At 42.2% G+C, this 18,276-nt stretch carries 5 protein-coding genes; 4 read left to right on the top strand and 1 reads right to left on the bottom strand.

The window, feature by feature from the left end; translation table 11 throughout:
* Positions 1–99: 99 nt before the first annotated feature.
* Positions 100–13,809, top strand: coding sequence for a YadA-like family protein (locus tag EO117_RS08210; protein ID WP_206168600.1), 13,710 nt, complete (start codon positions 100–102; stop codon positions 13,807–13,809).
* 182 nt (positions 13,810–13,991) lie between these two features.
* On the opposite strand, the gene EO117_RS08205 is transcribed toward EO117_RS08210, so the two are convergent.
* Positions 13,992–14,702: a Crp/Fnr family transcriptional regulator gene (locus EO117_RS08205; protein WP_126939983.1), complete on the bottom strand. Its 711-nt coding sequence runs from the start codon at positions 14,700–14,702 to the stop codon at positions 13,992–13,994.
* A 286-nt stretch (positions 14,703–14,988) separates the two neighbouring features.
* Here EO117_RS08205 and hcp point away from each other — a divergent pair, with 286 nt between their 5' ends.
* The 3 genes from hcp (at position 14,989) to EO117_RS08190 (ending at position 17,576) form a co-directional block, all read left to right on the top strand.
* Positions 14,989–16,554, top strand: a complete 1,566-nt coding sequence (gene hcp / locus EO117_RS08200; protein WP_126939982.1) for a hydroxylamine reductase — start codon at positions 14,989–14,991, stop codon at positions 16,552–16,554.
* 453 nt (positions 16,555–17,007) lie between these two features.
* Positions 17,008–17,292, top strand: coding sequence for a type II toxin-antitoxin system RelB/DinJ family antitoxin (locus EO117_RS08195; protein WP_126939981.1), 285 nt, complete (start codon positions 17,008–17,010; stop codon positions 17,290–17,292).
* Between the two features lie 5 nt (positions 17,293–17,297).
* Complete coding sequence (locus tag EO117_RS08190) at positions 17,298–17,576, top strand: type II toxin-antitoxin system YafQ family toxin (RefSeq protein WP_126939980.1); 279 nt, start codon at positions 17,298–17,300, stop codon at positions 17,574–17,576.
* Positions 17,577–18,276: the final 700 nt, after the last annotated feature.

The following is an 18,276-nucleotide window of genomic DNA, read 5'->3' as shown; positions in this document are numbered from 1 at the left end:
GTTGGTGAAGGTGTTGCGAAAGAAAAAGTAGATGGATTCCAATCTGCAAGTGGCAACATTTTAGTGGCAGCTAATGGCACAACAACATTGACTGTAAAAATGAACAAAAACCTTGGCAATATCAACAGTATTACCAATGGTGAAAACTCTGGCAAAGTTGAGTTTAAAGACAATGGTGTGACTACTTTCAGTAGCGGTAACAATGGTACTGGTGGTACAGACAATGTTGTTACAATCAACGGCAAAACTGGCACAGTACAAGCTGGCGGTGTTACTGTTGGTAAACAATCTGTCACTCCAAGTACAACTGGCGTAGCTCCTACAACAGGTGGTACATCTGAAACTGGCAACTATGTAACAGGTCTTGCAAATAAAGATTGGAATGTAGCGAGTCCTAGCTATGTATCTGGTCGTGCAGCAACGGAAGATCAGTTGAAGAAAATCTCTGAAGCTATTACAGCTAAATCTGGCAGCGACTATCGTTTAGTGGCAAATCCAGCAACTGGTTCTGATGGTAACTACACAGCAGATAATGACGGCAATGTGAACTTAGTTGTACAAGATGCAGCAAATCCGGGTAATAAATCTACAGTTATTATCAAAGACGTAGCTAAAAAATCTGATTTAGATACTGTGAAAGGTCAAGTAGGAAATACAATTTCTCTTGGCGATGATGGAACTGGAACAACAACCGAAAAATCTTTGACCACTGGCAATGTGAAGTTCAACATCAAAGGTGATGCACACTACATCAGTACCGCTGCTAGTGGCGATGATGTAACGGTATCCTTGAACACAAAACAAGTGGCACAAGACCAAGCCTTGATTTACGTAGATAACGCTGGTAACCAAGTATTTAAACAACCAGATGGCACTTTCAAAAATGCAGATGGTACACCGTATACTGGTGATGTTCATACGAAAGTAAACACGCCAGATCCTAAGCGTGTAGATAATGTTGGATCTGCTATTGATACAGCTATAGTAAAAGATGCAACTGGAGCAGTTAACAATAACGCAACGTATTGGGATAAGTTAGATAAAGCGAATACGGATACACCAAATGCAGCGGTGAACGTATCTGACCTCAAAAAGAACACTGATGCAGTGATTGGAAAAGTGACAGATACAGGCATGAAATACGGTGCCAACCTTCCAGCCACAGCTGGTGGAGAAAAGGTTGTTACAAACAAACTTGGTTCTACTGTGAATATCGTAGGTACTGCAGATGTTAAAAATGCAACAGAAGCAGATAAACAATACGATGGTAACAACGTAATCACGACAGTTGGACAAGATGCTAACGGCGACACAACTGTGACTGTGAAGTTGAACAAAGATTTAACATCTAAATCCTTAACAACCAATACAGTGACTGTAAAAGGTGAAGATGGTAAAGATGGTCAACCAGGCAAAGATGCAGTCGTGACTGTCGGTGAGAAAGGTGAACCAGGTGTAGCAGGTAAAGATGGTAAACCAGGTTCTGACGGTACTATCGGTGTTAACGGCAAAGATGGTTCTGCAGTTGTAATCAACGGTAAAGACGGCTCTATCGGATTGACTGGTCCTAAAGGTGAAAATGGTAATAGCGTTGTCATCAATGGTAAAGATGGAAAAATCGGCGCCAAAGGTGAAGACGGTAAATCTGTTGTTATCAATGGTAAAGACGGTACAATTGGCTTAACTGGACCGAAAGGTGCTGACGGACAACCAGGCAAATCCATCAACATTGGCATGAAAGAGGGCTATGATGGTGAGGATGGAGCTGATGGTGTTCCAGGCGTTCGTGGTGCGAAAGGTGTTGACGGCAAAGACGGCATCACTCGTATCATATATACTGAAGGCGGTAAAGAACATCAAGTAGCTACAATGGATGATGGCTTACAATTCACGGGTAATAACTCTGACACTGTGAACAAACATCGCTTGAACACATTGGTGAACATCGTTGGTGAAGGTGTTGCGAAAGAAAAAGTAGATGGATTCCAATCTGCAAGTGGCAACATTTTAGTGGCAGCTAATGGCACAACAACATTGACTGTAAAAATGAACAAAAACCTTGGAAATATCAACAGTATTACCAATGGTACAAACTCTGGTAAAGTTGAGTTCAAAGACAATGGTGTCACTACTTTCAGTAGTGGTAATAACGGTACTGGTGGTACAGACAATGTTGTGACAATCAATGGTAAAACTGGCACAGTACAAGCTGGCGGTGTTACTGTTGGTAAACAATCTGTCACTCCAAGTGCAGATGGTACAAGTCCAACAGCTACAGATAAGGCTACTGAAGGTAACTTCATTACTGGTTTAGATAACAAAGCTTGGAATGTAGCAAATCCTAGCTATGTATCTGGCAGAGCAGCAACGGAAGATCAGTTGAAGAAAATCTCCGAAGCCATTACTGCTAAATCTGGTAGTGACTATCGCTTAGTGGCGAATCCAACAGATGGTACAGATGGTAACTACACAGCAGATAATGACGGCAATGTGAATTTAGTTGTACAAGATGCAGCAAATCCGGGTAATAAATCTACAGTCATTATCAAAGACGTAGCTAAAAAATCTGATTTAGATACTGTGAAAGGTCAAGTAGGAAATACAATTTCTCTTGGCGATGATGGAACTGGAACAACAACCGAAAAATCTTTGACCACTGGCAATGTGAAGTTCAACATCAAAGGTGATGCACACTACATCAGTACCGCTGCTAATGGCGATGATGTAACGGTATCCTTGAACACAAAACAAGTGGCACAAGACCAAGCCTTGATTTACGTAGATAACGCTGGTAACCAAATATTTAAACAACCAGATGGCACTTTCAAAGATGCCGATGGAAATGCGTATACTGGCGATGTTCATACGAAAGTAAACACGCCAGATCCTAAACGTGTAGATAACGTAGGTTCTGCTGTTGACACAGCTGTAGTGAAAGATGCAGCTGGGGTAGTTAAAAACGATGCAACGTATTGGGAAAAATTAGATAAAGCCAATACGGATACACCAAATGCAGCGGTGAATGTATCTGACCTTAAAAAGAACTCTGAGGCAGTGATTGGAAAAGTGACAGATACAGGCATGAAATACGGTGCCAACCTTCCAGCCACAGCTGGTAAAGAAAAAGTTGTGACCAACAAACTTGGCACTACTGTACATATCTTGGGCTCTTCCAATGCTACATCTGATGAAGGTTACAACGATGAAAACGTAGTAACGACTATCGGTCAAGATGCAACAACTGGCGACACAACAGTCACTGTGAAATTGAAAAAAGATTTAAAATCTGAATCCTTAACAACGAACACAGTGATTGTAAAAGGTGAACCAGGTGGTAGTGGTCAAACCAAAGATGCAGTCATCACAGTTGGTGAAAAAGGTGAACCAGGTTCTGACGGACAACCAGGCAAACCAGGTTCTGACGGTACTATCGGTGTAAACGGTAAAGATGGTGCTTCTGTTGTCATCAAAGGTAAAGATGGCACAATCGGCTTAACAGGACCTAGAGGAGCTGATGGACAACCAGGTAAATCCATCAATATTGGTGTGAAACCTGGCTATGACCATGACAAAGATGATAATACTCCAGATGTACGTGGTAAAAACGGTGTAGACGGTTCGGATGGTGCGGATGGTATCAACCGTATTGTGTATACAACGAAAGTCATCGACCCTAATACACACACAGAAAAAGAAGTAGAACACCAAGTAGCAACCATGGATGACGGCATGAAATATGGTGGCGATAATTATAAAGCAGCTACCACTACAGCAGCCGAACAAAATGTGATTGCTAAGAAATTGAACAACCGTTTAGACATCCTTGGCGGTGCAACAGGTACATTGACTGACAACAACATCGGTGTCAATGCGAAAGATGGTAAGTTAAAAGTTCAATTAGCTAGCGAGTTAACAGGCATTAATTCTATTACCAATGGTACAAACTCCGGCAAAGTGGAGTTCCAAGACAATGGAGTCACTACTTTCAGTAGTGGTGCAACGACTGGTGATAAAACTGTTACAATCAACGGCAAAGAAGGCAAAATCACTGTTGGCAACAGCGGCAACCCAATTGCTATCGACGGTTCTATCGGAGATATCACTGGATTGACGAACAAAACGTTAGATGCAGCAGATTTTGGTACTAAAGGCCGTGCAGCTACGGAAGAACAGTTGAAATTAATCCAAGGTCAATTGGGTACTGGCAAGTTATCCTTTGGTGCTAACCTTCCTGCCACAGCTGGTGGTAAAAAAGTCGTAGAAAATGCTCTTGGTTCCACTGTGAACATCGTTGGTACAGCTAACGTAACAGCAGATGACAATTACGATGGCAACAACGTAGTGACGACTGTTGAAAAAGGAACTGACGGTAATAGTACAGTTACGATTAAGTTGAATAAAGATTTAACATCTAAATCTGTAACAACCAATACTGTGACTGTAAAAGGTGAACCAGGCAAAGACGGTCAACCTGGCAAAGATGCAGTCGTAACTGTCGGTGAAAAAGGCGAACCAGGTGCAGATGGCAAACCAGGTAAAGATGGTTCTGACGGTACTATCGGTGTAAACGGTAAAGATGGCTCTGCTGTTGTCATCAACGGCAAGGACGGATCTATCGGATTGACAGGCCCTAAAGGTGAAAATGGTAATAGCGTTGTCATCAATGGTAAAGATGGTAAAATCGGCGCCAAAGGTGAAGATGGTAAATCTGTTGTTATCAACGGTAAAGATGGCACAATCGGCTTGACTGGTCCTAAAGGTGCTGATGGACAACCAGGTAAATCCATTAATATTGGCATGAAAGATGGCTACAATGGTCAAGACGGTGCTGATGGCGTTCCAGGCGTTCGTGGTGAAAAAGGTGTTGACGGTCAAGACGGCATCACTCGTATCGTATACACAGAAGGCGGTAAAGAACATCAAGTAGCGACTATGGATGATGGCTTACAATTCACTGGTAACAACTCCGATACTGTGAACAAACATCGCTTGAACACATTGGTGAACATTGTTGGTGAAGGTGTTGCGAAAGAAAAAGTAGATGGATTCCAATCTGCAAGTGGCAACATTTTAGTGGCAGCTAATGGCACAACAACATTGACTGTAAAAATGAACAAAAACCTTGGCAATATCAACAGTATTACCAATGGTGAAAACTCTGGCAAAGTTGAGTTTAAAGACAATGGTGTGACTACTTTCAGTAGCGGTAACAATGGTACTGGTGGTACAGACAATGTTGTTACAATCAACGGCAAAACTGGCACAGTACAAGCTGGCGGTGTTACTGTTGGTAAACAATCTGTCACTCCAAGTACAACTGGCGTAGCTCCTACAACAGGTGGTACATCTGAAACTGGCAACTATGTAACAGGTCTTGCAAATAAAGATTGGAATGTAGCAAGTCCTATCTATGTATCTGGTCGTGCAGCCACAGAAGACCAATTGAAATCTGCTACAACAGGTTTAGTAGACAAAGGTTTAGTCTTCGATGCTAATACTGGCGGAGCGAAAACAAATAAACTTGGCTCTACTGTGAAAATCCAAGGTACTGCGGAAATTCCAGCAGGTGCTACGGATGCAGATAAAAACTATGATGGTAAAAACGTATTAACATCTATCGAACAAGATCCAACTACTGGCAACACAACGGTAACTGTGAAATTGAACAAAGATTTAACATCTAAATCTGTAACAACTAACACGATCACTGTAAAAGGTGAACCAGGTGCCAACGGTCAAGACGGCAAAGATGCAGTCGTAACTGTGGGTGAAAAAGGTGAACCAGGTGCTGAAGGAAAACCAGGTAAAGATGGTTCTAACGGTACTATCGGCGTTAACGGTAAAGACGGTTCTGCAGTTGTCATCAACGGCAAAGACGGATCTATCGGCATGAATGGTAAAGATGGTGCTAATGGTCTTACTATGAAAGGCGACAAAGGTGCAGTTGGTTTAGACGGCACAGATGGCGCTAATGGTAAAGACGGTATGACTCGTATCGTATATGAAACGAAACATCCAGACCCTAATAATGCTGGCAAAGAAATCACGGTGAAACATGAAGTAGCTACGATGGACGATGGTCAAAAATACAGCGGTGATAACTACGAAGCAGCGACTGCAACCACAGCAGAAGCGAATGTGATCAACAAAAAACTAAACGAACGTTTAGAAATCGTTGGTGGTGCAGCTAAAGACAAATTGACTGACAACAACATCGGCGTGAATGCGAAAGATGGTAAGTTAAAAGTTCAATTAGCTAGCGAGTTAACAAGCATTAACTCCATTACTAATGGTGCAAACTCTGGTAAAGTTGAGTTCGGAGCTAATGGCGTAACTACTTTCAGTAGCGGTGCAGCAGCTGGTGATAAAACTGTCACAATCGACGGTAAAGCAGGTAAAGTGACTGTTGGCAACAATGGTAAACCAATTGCTATTGATGGTTCTGTAGGTGATATCACTGGTTTAACGAATACAACGTTGGATGCAGCTGACTTCGCAACAAAAGGCCGTGCAGCTACAGAAGAACAATTGAAAGTAATTCAAGGTCAAATTGGTACAAGCAAGTTATCCTTTGGTGCTAACCTTGGCGTAAACGGTGGTACGAATGTCGTAGAGAATAAACTTGGTTCCACTGTGAACATCGTTGGTACTGCAAATGTAACAGCAGATGACAACTACGATGGCAACAACGTAGTGACAACTGTTGAAAAAGGAACTGACGGCAATAGTACAGTTACGATCAAGTTGAACAAAGACTTAACATCTAAATCTGTAACAACCAATACTGTGACTGTAAAAGGTGAACCAGGCAAAGACGGTCAACCTGGCACAGATGCAGTCGTGACTGTCGGTGAAAAAGGTGAACCAGGTGCAGACGGTAAACCAGGTAAAGCTGGTTCTGACGGTACTATCGGTGTAAACGGTAAAGACGGCTCTGCAGTTGTGATCAACGGCAAAGACGGCTCTATCGGATTGACTGGACCGAAAGGTGATAAAGGCAATAGCGTAGTCATCAATGGTAAAGATGGTAAAATCGGTGCCAAAGGTGAAGACGGCAAATCTGTAGTCATCAACGGTAAAGACGGCACAATCGGCTTAACGGGTCCGAAAGGTGCTGACGGAAAACCAGGCAAATCCTTAGATATCGGCATGAAAGATGGCTATAACGGTGCTGACGGAGCTGATGGTGTTCCAGGCGTTCGTGGTGAAAAAGGTGTTGACGGTAAAGACGGTATCACTCGTATCGTATACACAACGAAAGAAATTGACCCAGCGACGAATACTGAAAAAGTAGTAGAACGTCAAGTAGCTACTATGGACGACGGTTTACGTTTCGCTGGTAATAACTCTGACACTGTGAACAAACATCGCTTGAACACATTGGTGAATATCGTTGGTGAAGGTGTGACGAAGGAAGCTGCGAAAACATTTGAGTCTGCTACTGGTAACATCTTAGTAGATGCTGACGGCAAAACTACATTGACTGTAAAAATGAACAAAAACCTTGCTAATATCAGCAGCATTACTAATGCAGTAGGCAATGGCAAAGTTGAGTTCGGTGCAGATGGATCGACTACTTTCAGTAGCGGAGCAGCAGGCGATAAAACTGTTACTATCAACGGCAAAGATGGCAAGGTAACGACTGGCGAATCTACTCTAGATACAACAGGATTGACTGTAAAAGATGGCGCTAAGGAAACGAAAGTGACTAATGCAGGTACTGTTGTTAAAGATGGTGCTAACGAATCCAAAGTAACTAGCACAGGTGCTACTTTCACAGATGGTACGAAGACAACTAGCGTGGCACCGACAGTAGTTCGTGTGAACGGAATGAATGGTGCAAATGGTACAGTAACTGACGGTGTGGTGATTGGTAAACAATCGGTAACACCAGCAGAAACTGTTCCTACAGCAGGTAAAGTTATCGCACCAGAAGAAGGCAACTTCATCACTGGTTTAGATAACAAAGCTTGGGATGTAGCAAACCCAACATTTGTATCTGGTCGTGCAGCTACAGAAGACCAATTGAAATCTGCTACTACTGGTTTAGTGGACAAAGGCTTAGTCTTTGATGCAAACACTGGTGGATCGAAAACAAATAAACTTGGCTCTACTGTGAAAATCCAAGGTACTGCGGAAATTCCTGCAGGTGCTACGGATGCAGACAAAAACTATGATGGCAAAAACGTATTAACATCCATTGAACAAGATAACCAAGGCAATACAACGGTCACTGTGAAGTTGAACAAAGATTTAACATCTAAATCCGTAACAACTAACACGATCACTGTAAAAGGTGAAGACGGTAAAGACGGCAAACCTGGCACAGATGCAGTGGTAACAGTAGGTGAAAAAGGCGAACCAGGTACTAACGGCAAAGATGGCAAACCAGGCTCTGATGGTATCATCGGCGTAAACGGTAAAGATGGTTCTGCAGTTGTGATCAACGGCAAAGACGGATCTATCGGCTTGAACGGTAAAGATGGTAAAAACGGTCTTTCCATTAAAGGCGACAAAGGTGCAGTTGGTGTAGACGGCACAGATGGCGCTAATGGCAAAGACGGCATGACTCGTATCGTATATGAAACGAAACATCCAGACCCTAACAATGCTGGTAAAGAAATCACAGTAAAACATGAAGTAGCTACGATGGACGACGGTCAAAAATACAGCGGTGATAACTACGAAGCAGCGACTGCAACCACAGCAGAAGCGAATGTGATCAACAAAAAACTAAACGAACGTTTAGAAATCGTTGGTGGCGCTGACAAAGCTAAATTGACTGACAACAACATCGGCGTGAATGCGAAAGATGGTAAGTTAAAAGTTCAATTAGCTAGCGAGTTAACAAATATCAACTCCATCACTAATGGTGCAAACTCTGGCAAAGTTGAGTTCGGTGCAGATGGTGTAACTACGTTCAGTAGCGGTGCAACGACTGGTGATAAAACTATTACAATCAACGGAAAAGAAGGCAAAGTGACTGTTGGCAACAACGGTTACCCAATTGCTATTGATGGTTCTATCGGAGATATCACTGGTTTAACGAATACAACATTAACTGCAACTGACTTCGCGACAAAAGGCCGTGCAGCTACAGAAGAACAATTGAAAGTAATTCAAGGTCAAATTGGTACAAGCAAGTTATCCTTTGGTGCTAACCTTCCTGCCACAGCTGGTGGTAAAAAAGTCGTAGAAAATGCTCTTGGTTCCACTGTGAACATCGTTGGTACAGCTAATGTAACAGCAGATGACAACTACGATGGCAACAACGTAGTGACAACTGTTGAAAAAGGAACTGACGGCAATAGTACAGTTACGATCAAGTTGAACAAAGATTTAACATCTAAATCTGTAACAACCAATACTGTGACTGTAAAAGGTGAACCAGGCAAAGACGGTCAACCAGGCAAAGATGCAGTCGTAACTGTCGGTGAAAAAGGCGAAACAGGTGTAGACGGCAAACCAGGTAAAGATGGTTCTGACGGTACTATCGGTGTAAACGGTAAAGACGGCTCTGCAGTTGTGATCAACGGCAAAGACGGTTCTATCGGATTGACTGGTCCTAAAGGTGAAAATGGTAATAGCGTTGTCATCAATGGTAAAGATGGTAAAATCGGCGCCAAAGGTGAAGACGGTAAATCTGTTGTCATCAATGGTAAAGACGGTACAATTGGCTTAACTGGGCCGAAAGGTGCTGATGGACAACCAGGCAAATCTATCAACATTGGCATGAAAGAGGGCTATGATGGTGAGGATGGAGCTGATGGTGTTCCAGGCGTTCGTGGTGCGAAAGGTGTTGACGGTAAAGATGGCATCACTCGTATCATATACACAGAAGGCGGTAAAGAACATCAAGTAGCGACTATGGATGATGGCTTACGTTTCACTGGTAATAACGCTGACACGGTGAACAAACATCGCTTGAACACATTGGTGAACATTGTTGGTGAAGGTGTGACGAAGGAAGCAGTGAAAACATTTGAGTCCGCTACTGGTAATATCTTAGTAGATGCGGATGGTAAAGATACGTTGACACTTCGATTGAACAAACATCTGAACTTAACGGATACTGGTTCTATGACAGTGGGTAATTCTGTGGTGAACAATGCAGGCTTGACCGTGAAAGATGGTGCTAACGAATCCAAAGTAACTAGCACAGGATCGACTTTCACAGACGGTACTAATACCACTGAAGTGGCACCGACAGTAGTTCATGTGAATGGTGTGAAAGATGCAACTGGCGCTGTCACTGGCGGTGTTGTGATTGGTAAACAAACTGCTATACCAAGTACAGATGGCAAAGCTCCTGCAGGTACAGATACTGCGGCAGAAGGCAACTTCATTACAGGCCTTGCAAACAAAGATTGGAATGTAACAGCTCCGAAATTTGTATCAGGCCGTGCAGCGACAGAAGATCAGTTGAAAACTGTATCTGATGCAGCGAAAGTAGTAGTGAATAACACAATCCAATTTGGTGCAGACAATGCGTCTAAAACAGATACACAAGCTTTGAATAAAGAAGGTGGCATCGCTTTCAATATCACTGGTGGTGCAGATAAAGATAAATTATCTGATAACAACATCGGCGTGAATGCGAATGGTTCTACTGTGGAAGTGAAATTGGCGAAAGAATTGAAAGGCTTGACAAGTGCTGAATTTACAAACGCTGGTGGCACAACGACAAAAGTAGAAGGCGGCAAGGTGACGACTGGTGATACTGTTCTTAGCACCACAGGATTAGCTGTAGGTGACCAAACTGCAGGTACATTTGTGACTAAGGCTGGTACCGTTGTGAAAGACGGTGACGTGACGACTTCTACGGTAGCAGGTGAAACTGTATATCGTGATGGAGACAAAGCAACCACAGTTAACACATCTGGTATTACGATCGAAAATGGCGATAAGACTGTATCCTTAACAAATAATGGCTTAGACAATGGCGGGAACAAAATTGTGAACGTAGCTAGAGGGGAAAATGATACAGACGCTGTTAACGTAGCACAATTGCATGACGAAATCGGCAAGTCTAAAACAACTGTTTCTGTGAATGGTGAAGATAAGGATGCCAATAAAAATCTTTCCTTAACTGTTACTCCAGGAACTGATGGACATACTAACTACGATATTCGTTTGGCTGATAAAGTAACATTAGGCACTGATACTACTAAACAAGTGACAATGGATGGTACAGCTGGTACTATCACAGCGGGCACTGGCAACAATGTTGTATCTATAGATGGTACGAAAGCACAAGTAACAGCCGGCACTGGTGACAACATTGTGAAAGTAGATGGCACTAATGCGACTGTGACAGCAGGTACAGGCACAAATACTGTGAAAGTAGATGGTGGTAAAGGTCAAGTAATAGCCTCTGGCGTGACCGTAGGTAAACAATCTGTCACACCAAGTGCGGATGGTACAACTCCAGCAGCAACAGATAAGGCTACAGAAGGCAACTTCGTCACTGGTTTAGATAACAAAACTTGGGATGTAACCAATCCAACATTTGTATCTGGCAGAGCGGCTACAGAAGACCAATTGAAATCTGCTACAACAGGTTTAGTGGAAAAAGGTTTAGTCTTCGATGCTAATATTGGTGGAGAGAAAACAAATAAACTTGGCTCTAAAGTAACCATCAAAGGTACAGCACCAATTCCAGCCGATGATGCTTCGGAAGCAGATAAAAAATACGATGGCAACAATGTATTGACTTCCATTGAACAAGATTCAACTACTGGCAACACAACGGTAACTATCAAGTTGAACAAAGATTTAACATCTAAATCCTTAACAACTAATACTGTGACTGTAAAAGGTGAACCAGGCAAAGACGGCAAACCTGGCACAGATGCAGTGGTAACAGTAGGTGAAAAAGGCGAACCAGGTGCAGATGGCAAACCAGGCAAAGCAGGTTCTGACGGTATCATCGGCGTGAACGGTAAAGACGGCTCTGCAGTTGTCATCAATGGCAAAGATGGATCTATTGGATTGAACGGTAAAGATGGTAAAAATGGTCTTTCCATTAAAGGCGACAAAGGTGTGGTCGGTGTAGACGGCACAGATGGTGCTAATGGTAAAGACGGCATGACTCGTATCGTATATGAAACAAAACATCCAGATCCTAACAATGCTGGTAAAGAAGTTGTAGTGAAACATGAAGTAGCTACGATGGATGACGGCATGAAATATGCTGGCGATGATGCACAAGATGCTGACAAATCCAAAGTGATCGCTAAGAAATTGAACCAAACAGTAGATATTGTTGGTGGTGCAGCTAAGGATAACTTAACGGACAAAAACATTGGCGTGAATAACGTGGATGGCAAGTTAAAAGTACAATTAGCTAGTGACTTAACAAGCATTAACTCCATTACAAACAAAGAAAACAACGGCAAAGTTGAGTTCAAAGACAATGGCGTAACTACTTTCAGTAGTGGTAACAATGGTACTAGTGGTACAGACAAAGTTGTTACTATCAACGGAAAAGACGGTACTGTTAACGCAGCGACTTCTGTAACAGCAGGAAACGTTGTAGTAGGTAAACAATCTGTCACTCCAAGTACAACTGGCGTAGCGCCTACAACAGGTGCAATACCAACAGAAGGTAATTTCGTAACCGGTCTTGGTAACACAACATGGACTATCAATAATCCAACCTATGTATCTGGTCGTGCAGCAACGGAAGATCAGTTGAAAGTGGTTAGCGATCATCTAGCAGGCGGTCGTAAGTTCACAGGCGATAACAAAGGTGTGACGGCTGTCGTTGGCCTTGGAGAAGTATTGAATATCAATGGTGGCGCAACAGGTACATTGACTGACAATAATATCGGCGTCATTGCGAAACCAGCAGAAACGAAAGATGGAGTAACAACCCCAGCGTCCATGACTGTTAAGTTGGCGAAAAATGTTCATATGGGTGATGGTTCTACTGATTACACTGGCATATTTAAACCTACTTTCATCGACAAAGATGGCAAGGTGAAACCTGAAATCGATGAGAAAACAGGTAAACCGGCACAGTTTAATACGACCGTGAAACATGATGGATCAGGCAGTGAGTACACTGTATATCGTCCTGGCAAAGATGGTAAAGATGAACCAGCTATCACAACGAATGTGACACCATTGGGTGTAGTGATTGAATCCAATAATTCCAATGGTAAAGCAAACCCTCCTGTGACATTGACGGCTAATGGTTTAGATAACGGCGGTAACCGCATTCTGAATGTGGCGCCTGGTATCAATGGTACTGACGGTGTTAATGTAGATCAGTTGAAAGGTACAGCGAACAACATTCTGAACCAAGCTACTGGTGAAGCCTATAAAGCTGGTGCGAAAGCAGCCGCTTTGGCAGCGTTGAAACCATTACAATATGATCCATTAGAACCGACACAAATCATGGCGGGCATTGGTAATTATCGTAATGAAACAGCAGCGGCTATTGGTCTTGCCCATTACACGCAAGAAGCGACTATGTTCCATGTGGGTGTTACATTAGGTCAAAGTGACAACATGATTAATGCAGGTGTGACTCATAAATTTGGCTGGAGTCCAGAAGAAAAAGCAATTCCTGAACGTTATAAAGCGGGTCCGATCTCCTCTGTCTATGTAATGCAAGACGAAGTATCTGCATTGAAACAAGAGAACGAACGTACAAAAGTAGCGTACGAACAAGTATTGGTGGATAATGCAAATATGAAAGCAGAAAACCGAGAAATGAAGGAATCTTACAACAAAATGGCGAAAGATAATGAAGAAATGAAAGCACAAATTAAAATGTTGATGCAGGCTATGGGAATGAAATAAGTCCTGAAGATGTAACTTCCTAGAAGATGCAACAAGCCCCTACCCTTCCGGGTCGAAAGACTCGGAAGCGGTAGGGGCTTTTTATTATTCTTTGTGTAAAACAGACTTAATAGTACCTCTTATTAAAGGACAAAAAACCGGGGCAATACAGAGTATCGCCCCAGTAAAAACTTTATTTTATTTTAAAACGAAAAATCTTGAATGGTTTCGATATCCACTAGCTCGACTTCTTTGCCGTGGAATTGGATGATCCGTTCGTCTTGCAAACGACCTAGTTCACGGCTGAGGGCGGTGCGGCTCACGTTGAGGACGTCCGCCATTTCTTGCCGATTGTGTGGCAAGGTGAGGATATTCTTTTTTTGCACTCGCCGAATATCCATGAGATAGGCAAAAATTTTCTCGCGCATCCCTTTAAGGGATAGATAATGCACTTTTCGGGTCAGCTGCATCGCCTTTTCAGATAAGTCATACATGAGGTTGGTGAGCAATTGGATCTGACAGGATTGACAGTCCGGGAATGCCTTGGTGAAAGTCTCAATCGGTAAAAATAAAACAATCGCATCTTTCGTAGCCTCAATGGTAGCTGGCCATAGGGGATGGTTACTAAAGAGCAAAGCTTCTCCGAACATAGAGGCTGGCTGTAGCTCCGTTACAATAGTTCGTTGTCCCAACATGTTCTCTCGTGTTAACAAGGCACGCCCTTCTAGCAAAATGCCAATGCCTTCCATCGGATCCCCAGCAATGGCAATGAAAGAATTTTTTTTGAAACTTTGTACTTTCACATTTGCTTGAGATAAGAAAAGTGATAAATTTTCTGGCGCAATATGAGCGCATAGGGGGGATTGTTGAATTGTATTCATGTATGTTTCTAACGTTGGATGTAATGTCGACATGGGACCTCCGATAACTATATAATCTATGACTGTGTATATGATGTATAGCAAAAGGGTCCAAAGGGACCCTTGTTTTCATTATAGCATGAATAAAAGTATAGAGAAAACTATTTAAAGTGTAGCCAAGGATACGTTTTTTCTGCTTTCAGTATACTATACTACATGTATAGATAACAAGAGAATGCTATGCACACCTGTTACAGGGTATTTGTGTATAGAAGAGATATCTAATACAAGTATGTTGTAGGAAATATGTTTATGGGCAAAGTTCCCAAGGAGGTTTATCATGAGTATGTTCTGTTTCCAATGTGAACAAACAGCGCAACCAAATGGTTGTACAGTGCAAGGTGTGTGCGGTAAAACAGCACCAGTTGCGAATTTACAAGACGAATTAACAGCAGCGTTGATCGGGTTAGCTCGTGCAATGCAAGCCACAGAAGTAACGTTAGAAAACGTACAATTGTTAAAACGTGGTTTATTCATGTGCGTAACAAACGTAAACTTCTCCGAAGATCGTGTACAAGAGTTCATCGATCTGATTAACAATGCACACAACAAATTAGATGCTAACATTCCTAACTTTGATTGGGAAGAATTGTGGAAAGGTCATGAAGATATCGTTTCCTTGCGTTCCACATTGTTATTAGGTATGCGTGGTATGGCTGCGTACGCATGGCATGCAGCAGTATTGGGCTACAACGATCCAGAAGTTGATGCTTGGTTCGTAAAAGGTCTTGTTGAAATGGCAAAAGACCATAGTGCTGAAGAATGGTTAGGCCTATTGATGGAATTCGGTGGCATCAACCTTGCTTGCATGGCGTTATTAGACAAAGCCAACACAACTACATACGGTACTCCAGTTCCAACAACTGTACCTTTGACAGTAGAACCAGGTCCTTTCATCGTGGTAACAGGCCATGACTTACACGACCTAAAAATGTTATTGGAACAAACTGATGGTAAAGGCGTTAACATCTATACACATGGTGAAATGCTTCCATGTCATGCATACCCTGAATTGAAAAAACACCCTCAATTGAAAGGTAACTTCGGTACTGCATGGCAAAACCAACAAAAAGAATTTGATGGCGTTCCAGGGGCATTCTTGTTCACAACAAACTGCATTATGCCACCAAAGCAAACATACATCAAAAATATCTTCACAACTGACATGGTTGGTTTCGATGGCTGCGGTCATGTGGAACACAAGGAAGATGGCACAAAAGATTTCTCTGCAGTTATCGAGCGTGCTATTGAATTAGGCGGTTACAAAGAGCCACAACATTTCACAGGTATCAACGGTGGTACAGAAGTGACAACTGGTTTCGGTCATGGTACAGTACTTGGCGTAGCTGACAAAGTAATCGAAGCGGTAAAAGCTGGCGCGATTAAACACTTCTTCTTGGTAGGCGGTTGCGACGGTGCTAAAGTAGGCCGTAACTACTACACTGATTTCGTAAAACAAACTCCAGAAGATACAATGGTATTGACTCTTGCATGTGGTAAATATCGTTTCAACGACCTTAACATCGGTGAAATCGGTGGCTTGCCTCGTATCCTAGATATGGGTCAATGTAACGATGCATACTCTGCTATCCAAGTAGCGGTAGCATTGGCAGGTGCTTTCGAATGTGACGTAAACGAATTACCATTGACATTAGTATTGTCTTGGTACGAACAAAAAGCGGTATGTATCCTATTAACATTATTGTCCTTAGGCATCCGTAACATCTATATCGGACCATCCTTGCCAAAATTCTTGTCCAACACAGTACTTGGCATCTTAGTTGAAAAATTCAACTTACATCCAATTACAACACCAGAAGAAGATATGAAAGCGATTCTAGGCTAAGTCGTCTCTTGTGACGCTATGCAGCCTTGTGGCGGTGTTAACTAAATAAGATAAAGGGAAGACCGTAACACACCCCTTCTCAAACTGATCCTACAGTAGGTTTGTTCGGGAGCATGTTGCGGTCTTCTGCGCTTGTGTGATGTATGTAGTAAGGGTTGCCACAAAGGCTGCTACTCGTAATGGCGTTCCTCAGGGTTGTTTCTTATTTCGCTATGCAGTCTGTGGCGTTCTGGTTTAATTTAGATAAATGATAGACTGCAACATACTCCTTCTCAAACTGATACAGTGGTTAGGTTTGTTCAGGAGCATGTTGCGGTCTTCTGCGTTTATGCGATGTATGTAGTAAGGGTTGCCACAAAGGCAGCTACTCGTAACTGCGTTTCTCTGGGAGATGAATGGTTGCATTTGTTTTACGTTTGTAATACAATGTGTGCTATAAGGAGGTGTGCTATCGTGGCTAAAACTGCAAATATTAATATTCGTATTGAACCAGAGGTCAAACGGAGAGCCGAGAATCTATTTAATAGTTTTGGGATTTCTGTTACTGATGCTATTAATATTTTTTTACACAAGTCTATTATGGAAGGAGGTTTTCCTTTCATTATTAAACAACCAAGATATAACGCTGAAACGGAAGAGGCTATACATGAAGCACGTGATATTATGTCTGGTAATATTCAAGCAAAAATATATAGTTCTACGAAAGAACTCTTTGATGAGTTAGAAGCGGAGGATTAACTTTTATGTTAAAAATCCAGGTATCAACGAAGTTTCGGAAGGATGTTAAAAGAATTAAAAAACGAGGATATAATCTTTCGTTATTGCAAGATATTTTAGACAAACTATGTTCTAAGGAGCCACTTGCACCTAAATATAGAGATCATGCACTTACTGGTTCATATAAAGGCTTTAGAGAATGCCATATTCAACCAGATTGGCTTTTAATTTATGCGATAGATGATGATAAACTTATTCTTGTGGCCTCCAGAACAGGGACACATAGTGATTTGTTTGATATGTAGTTCGTCTCTTTTGACGCTATGTAGTCTTGTGGCGTTCTGGATTAGCATAAGGGAAGAGCACGGTATACCTCCTCACAAACGGTATTTCATAATGTTTGTTCGGGGGCATACCGTGCTCTTCTTGTGTTTGTGTAATGTAGGTAATAAGGTACGCCACAAAGGCTGCTACTCGTAACGGCGTTCCTCTAGGGAAGGGCGCTTGTGGCGTTGTTATTTGCAAATTTGCGCTTTGCTTAGTTTGCTGTTCGGCATGGTATTAAGTGTATATAAACAGTACTAATAGATTATGCTATAATAAAATTATAAGAGTCATTAACGTGTTGTTAGGCTCATCTCTTCCTACTATGGGAGGAGGTGGTTGTTATGACTAAGTACGAAAAGATTTCTTTAATCATTTCTGTTGCTAGTTTAGCAATTCAGCTCATTGATCTAGTAAAATAGATAATGAAAAAGCCTAACGTATAAGGTCTAGTACACCTTAACACGTTGGGCAATCTCATATTTCTGCTTTTTCGAGATGAGCCTAACGCCAGCTACACGTTGATGGCTCTTCTTTTTGACACCCTAAGTATAGCATAGTTCGGGTTTAAATACAACGTCTCTTGTGACGCTATGCAGCCTGGTATGAACGACATATGATATTGTCATAGTATAAACACAAATGAATTTGTCAATGCATAGTACAATCTATATATACAGA

Origin of the sequence: Veillonella sp. VA142, assembly GCF_003992135.1 — a bacterium.
Lineage (GTDB): Bacteria > Bacillota > Negativicutes > Veillonellales > Veillonellaceae > F0422.
Note: the sequence above shows the minus strand (reverse complement) of the source record. Positions and strands in the feature narration are given on the sequence as shown.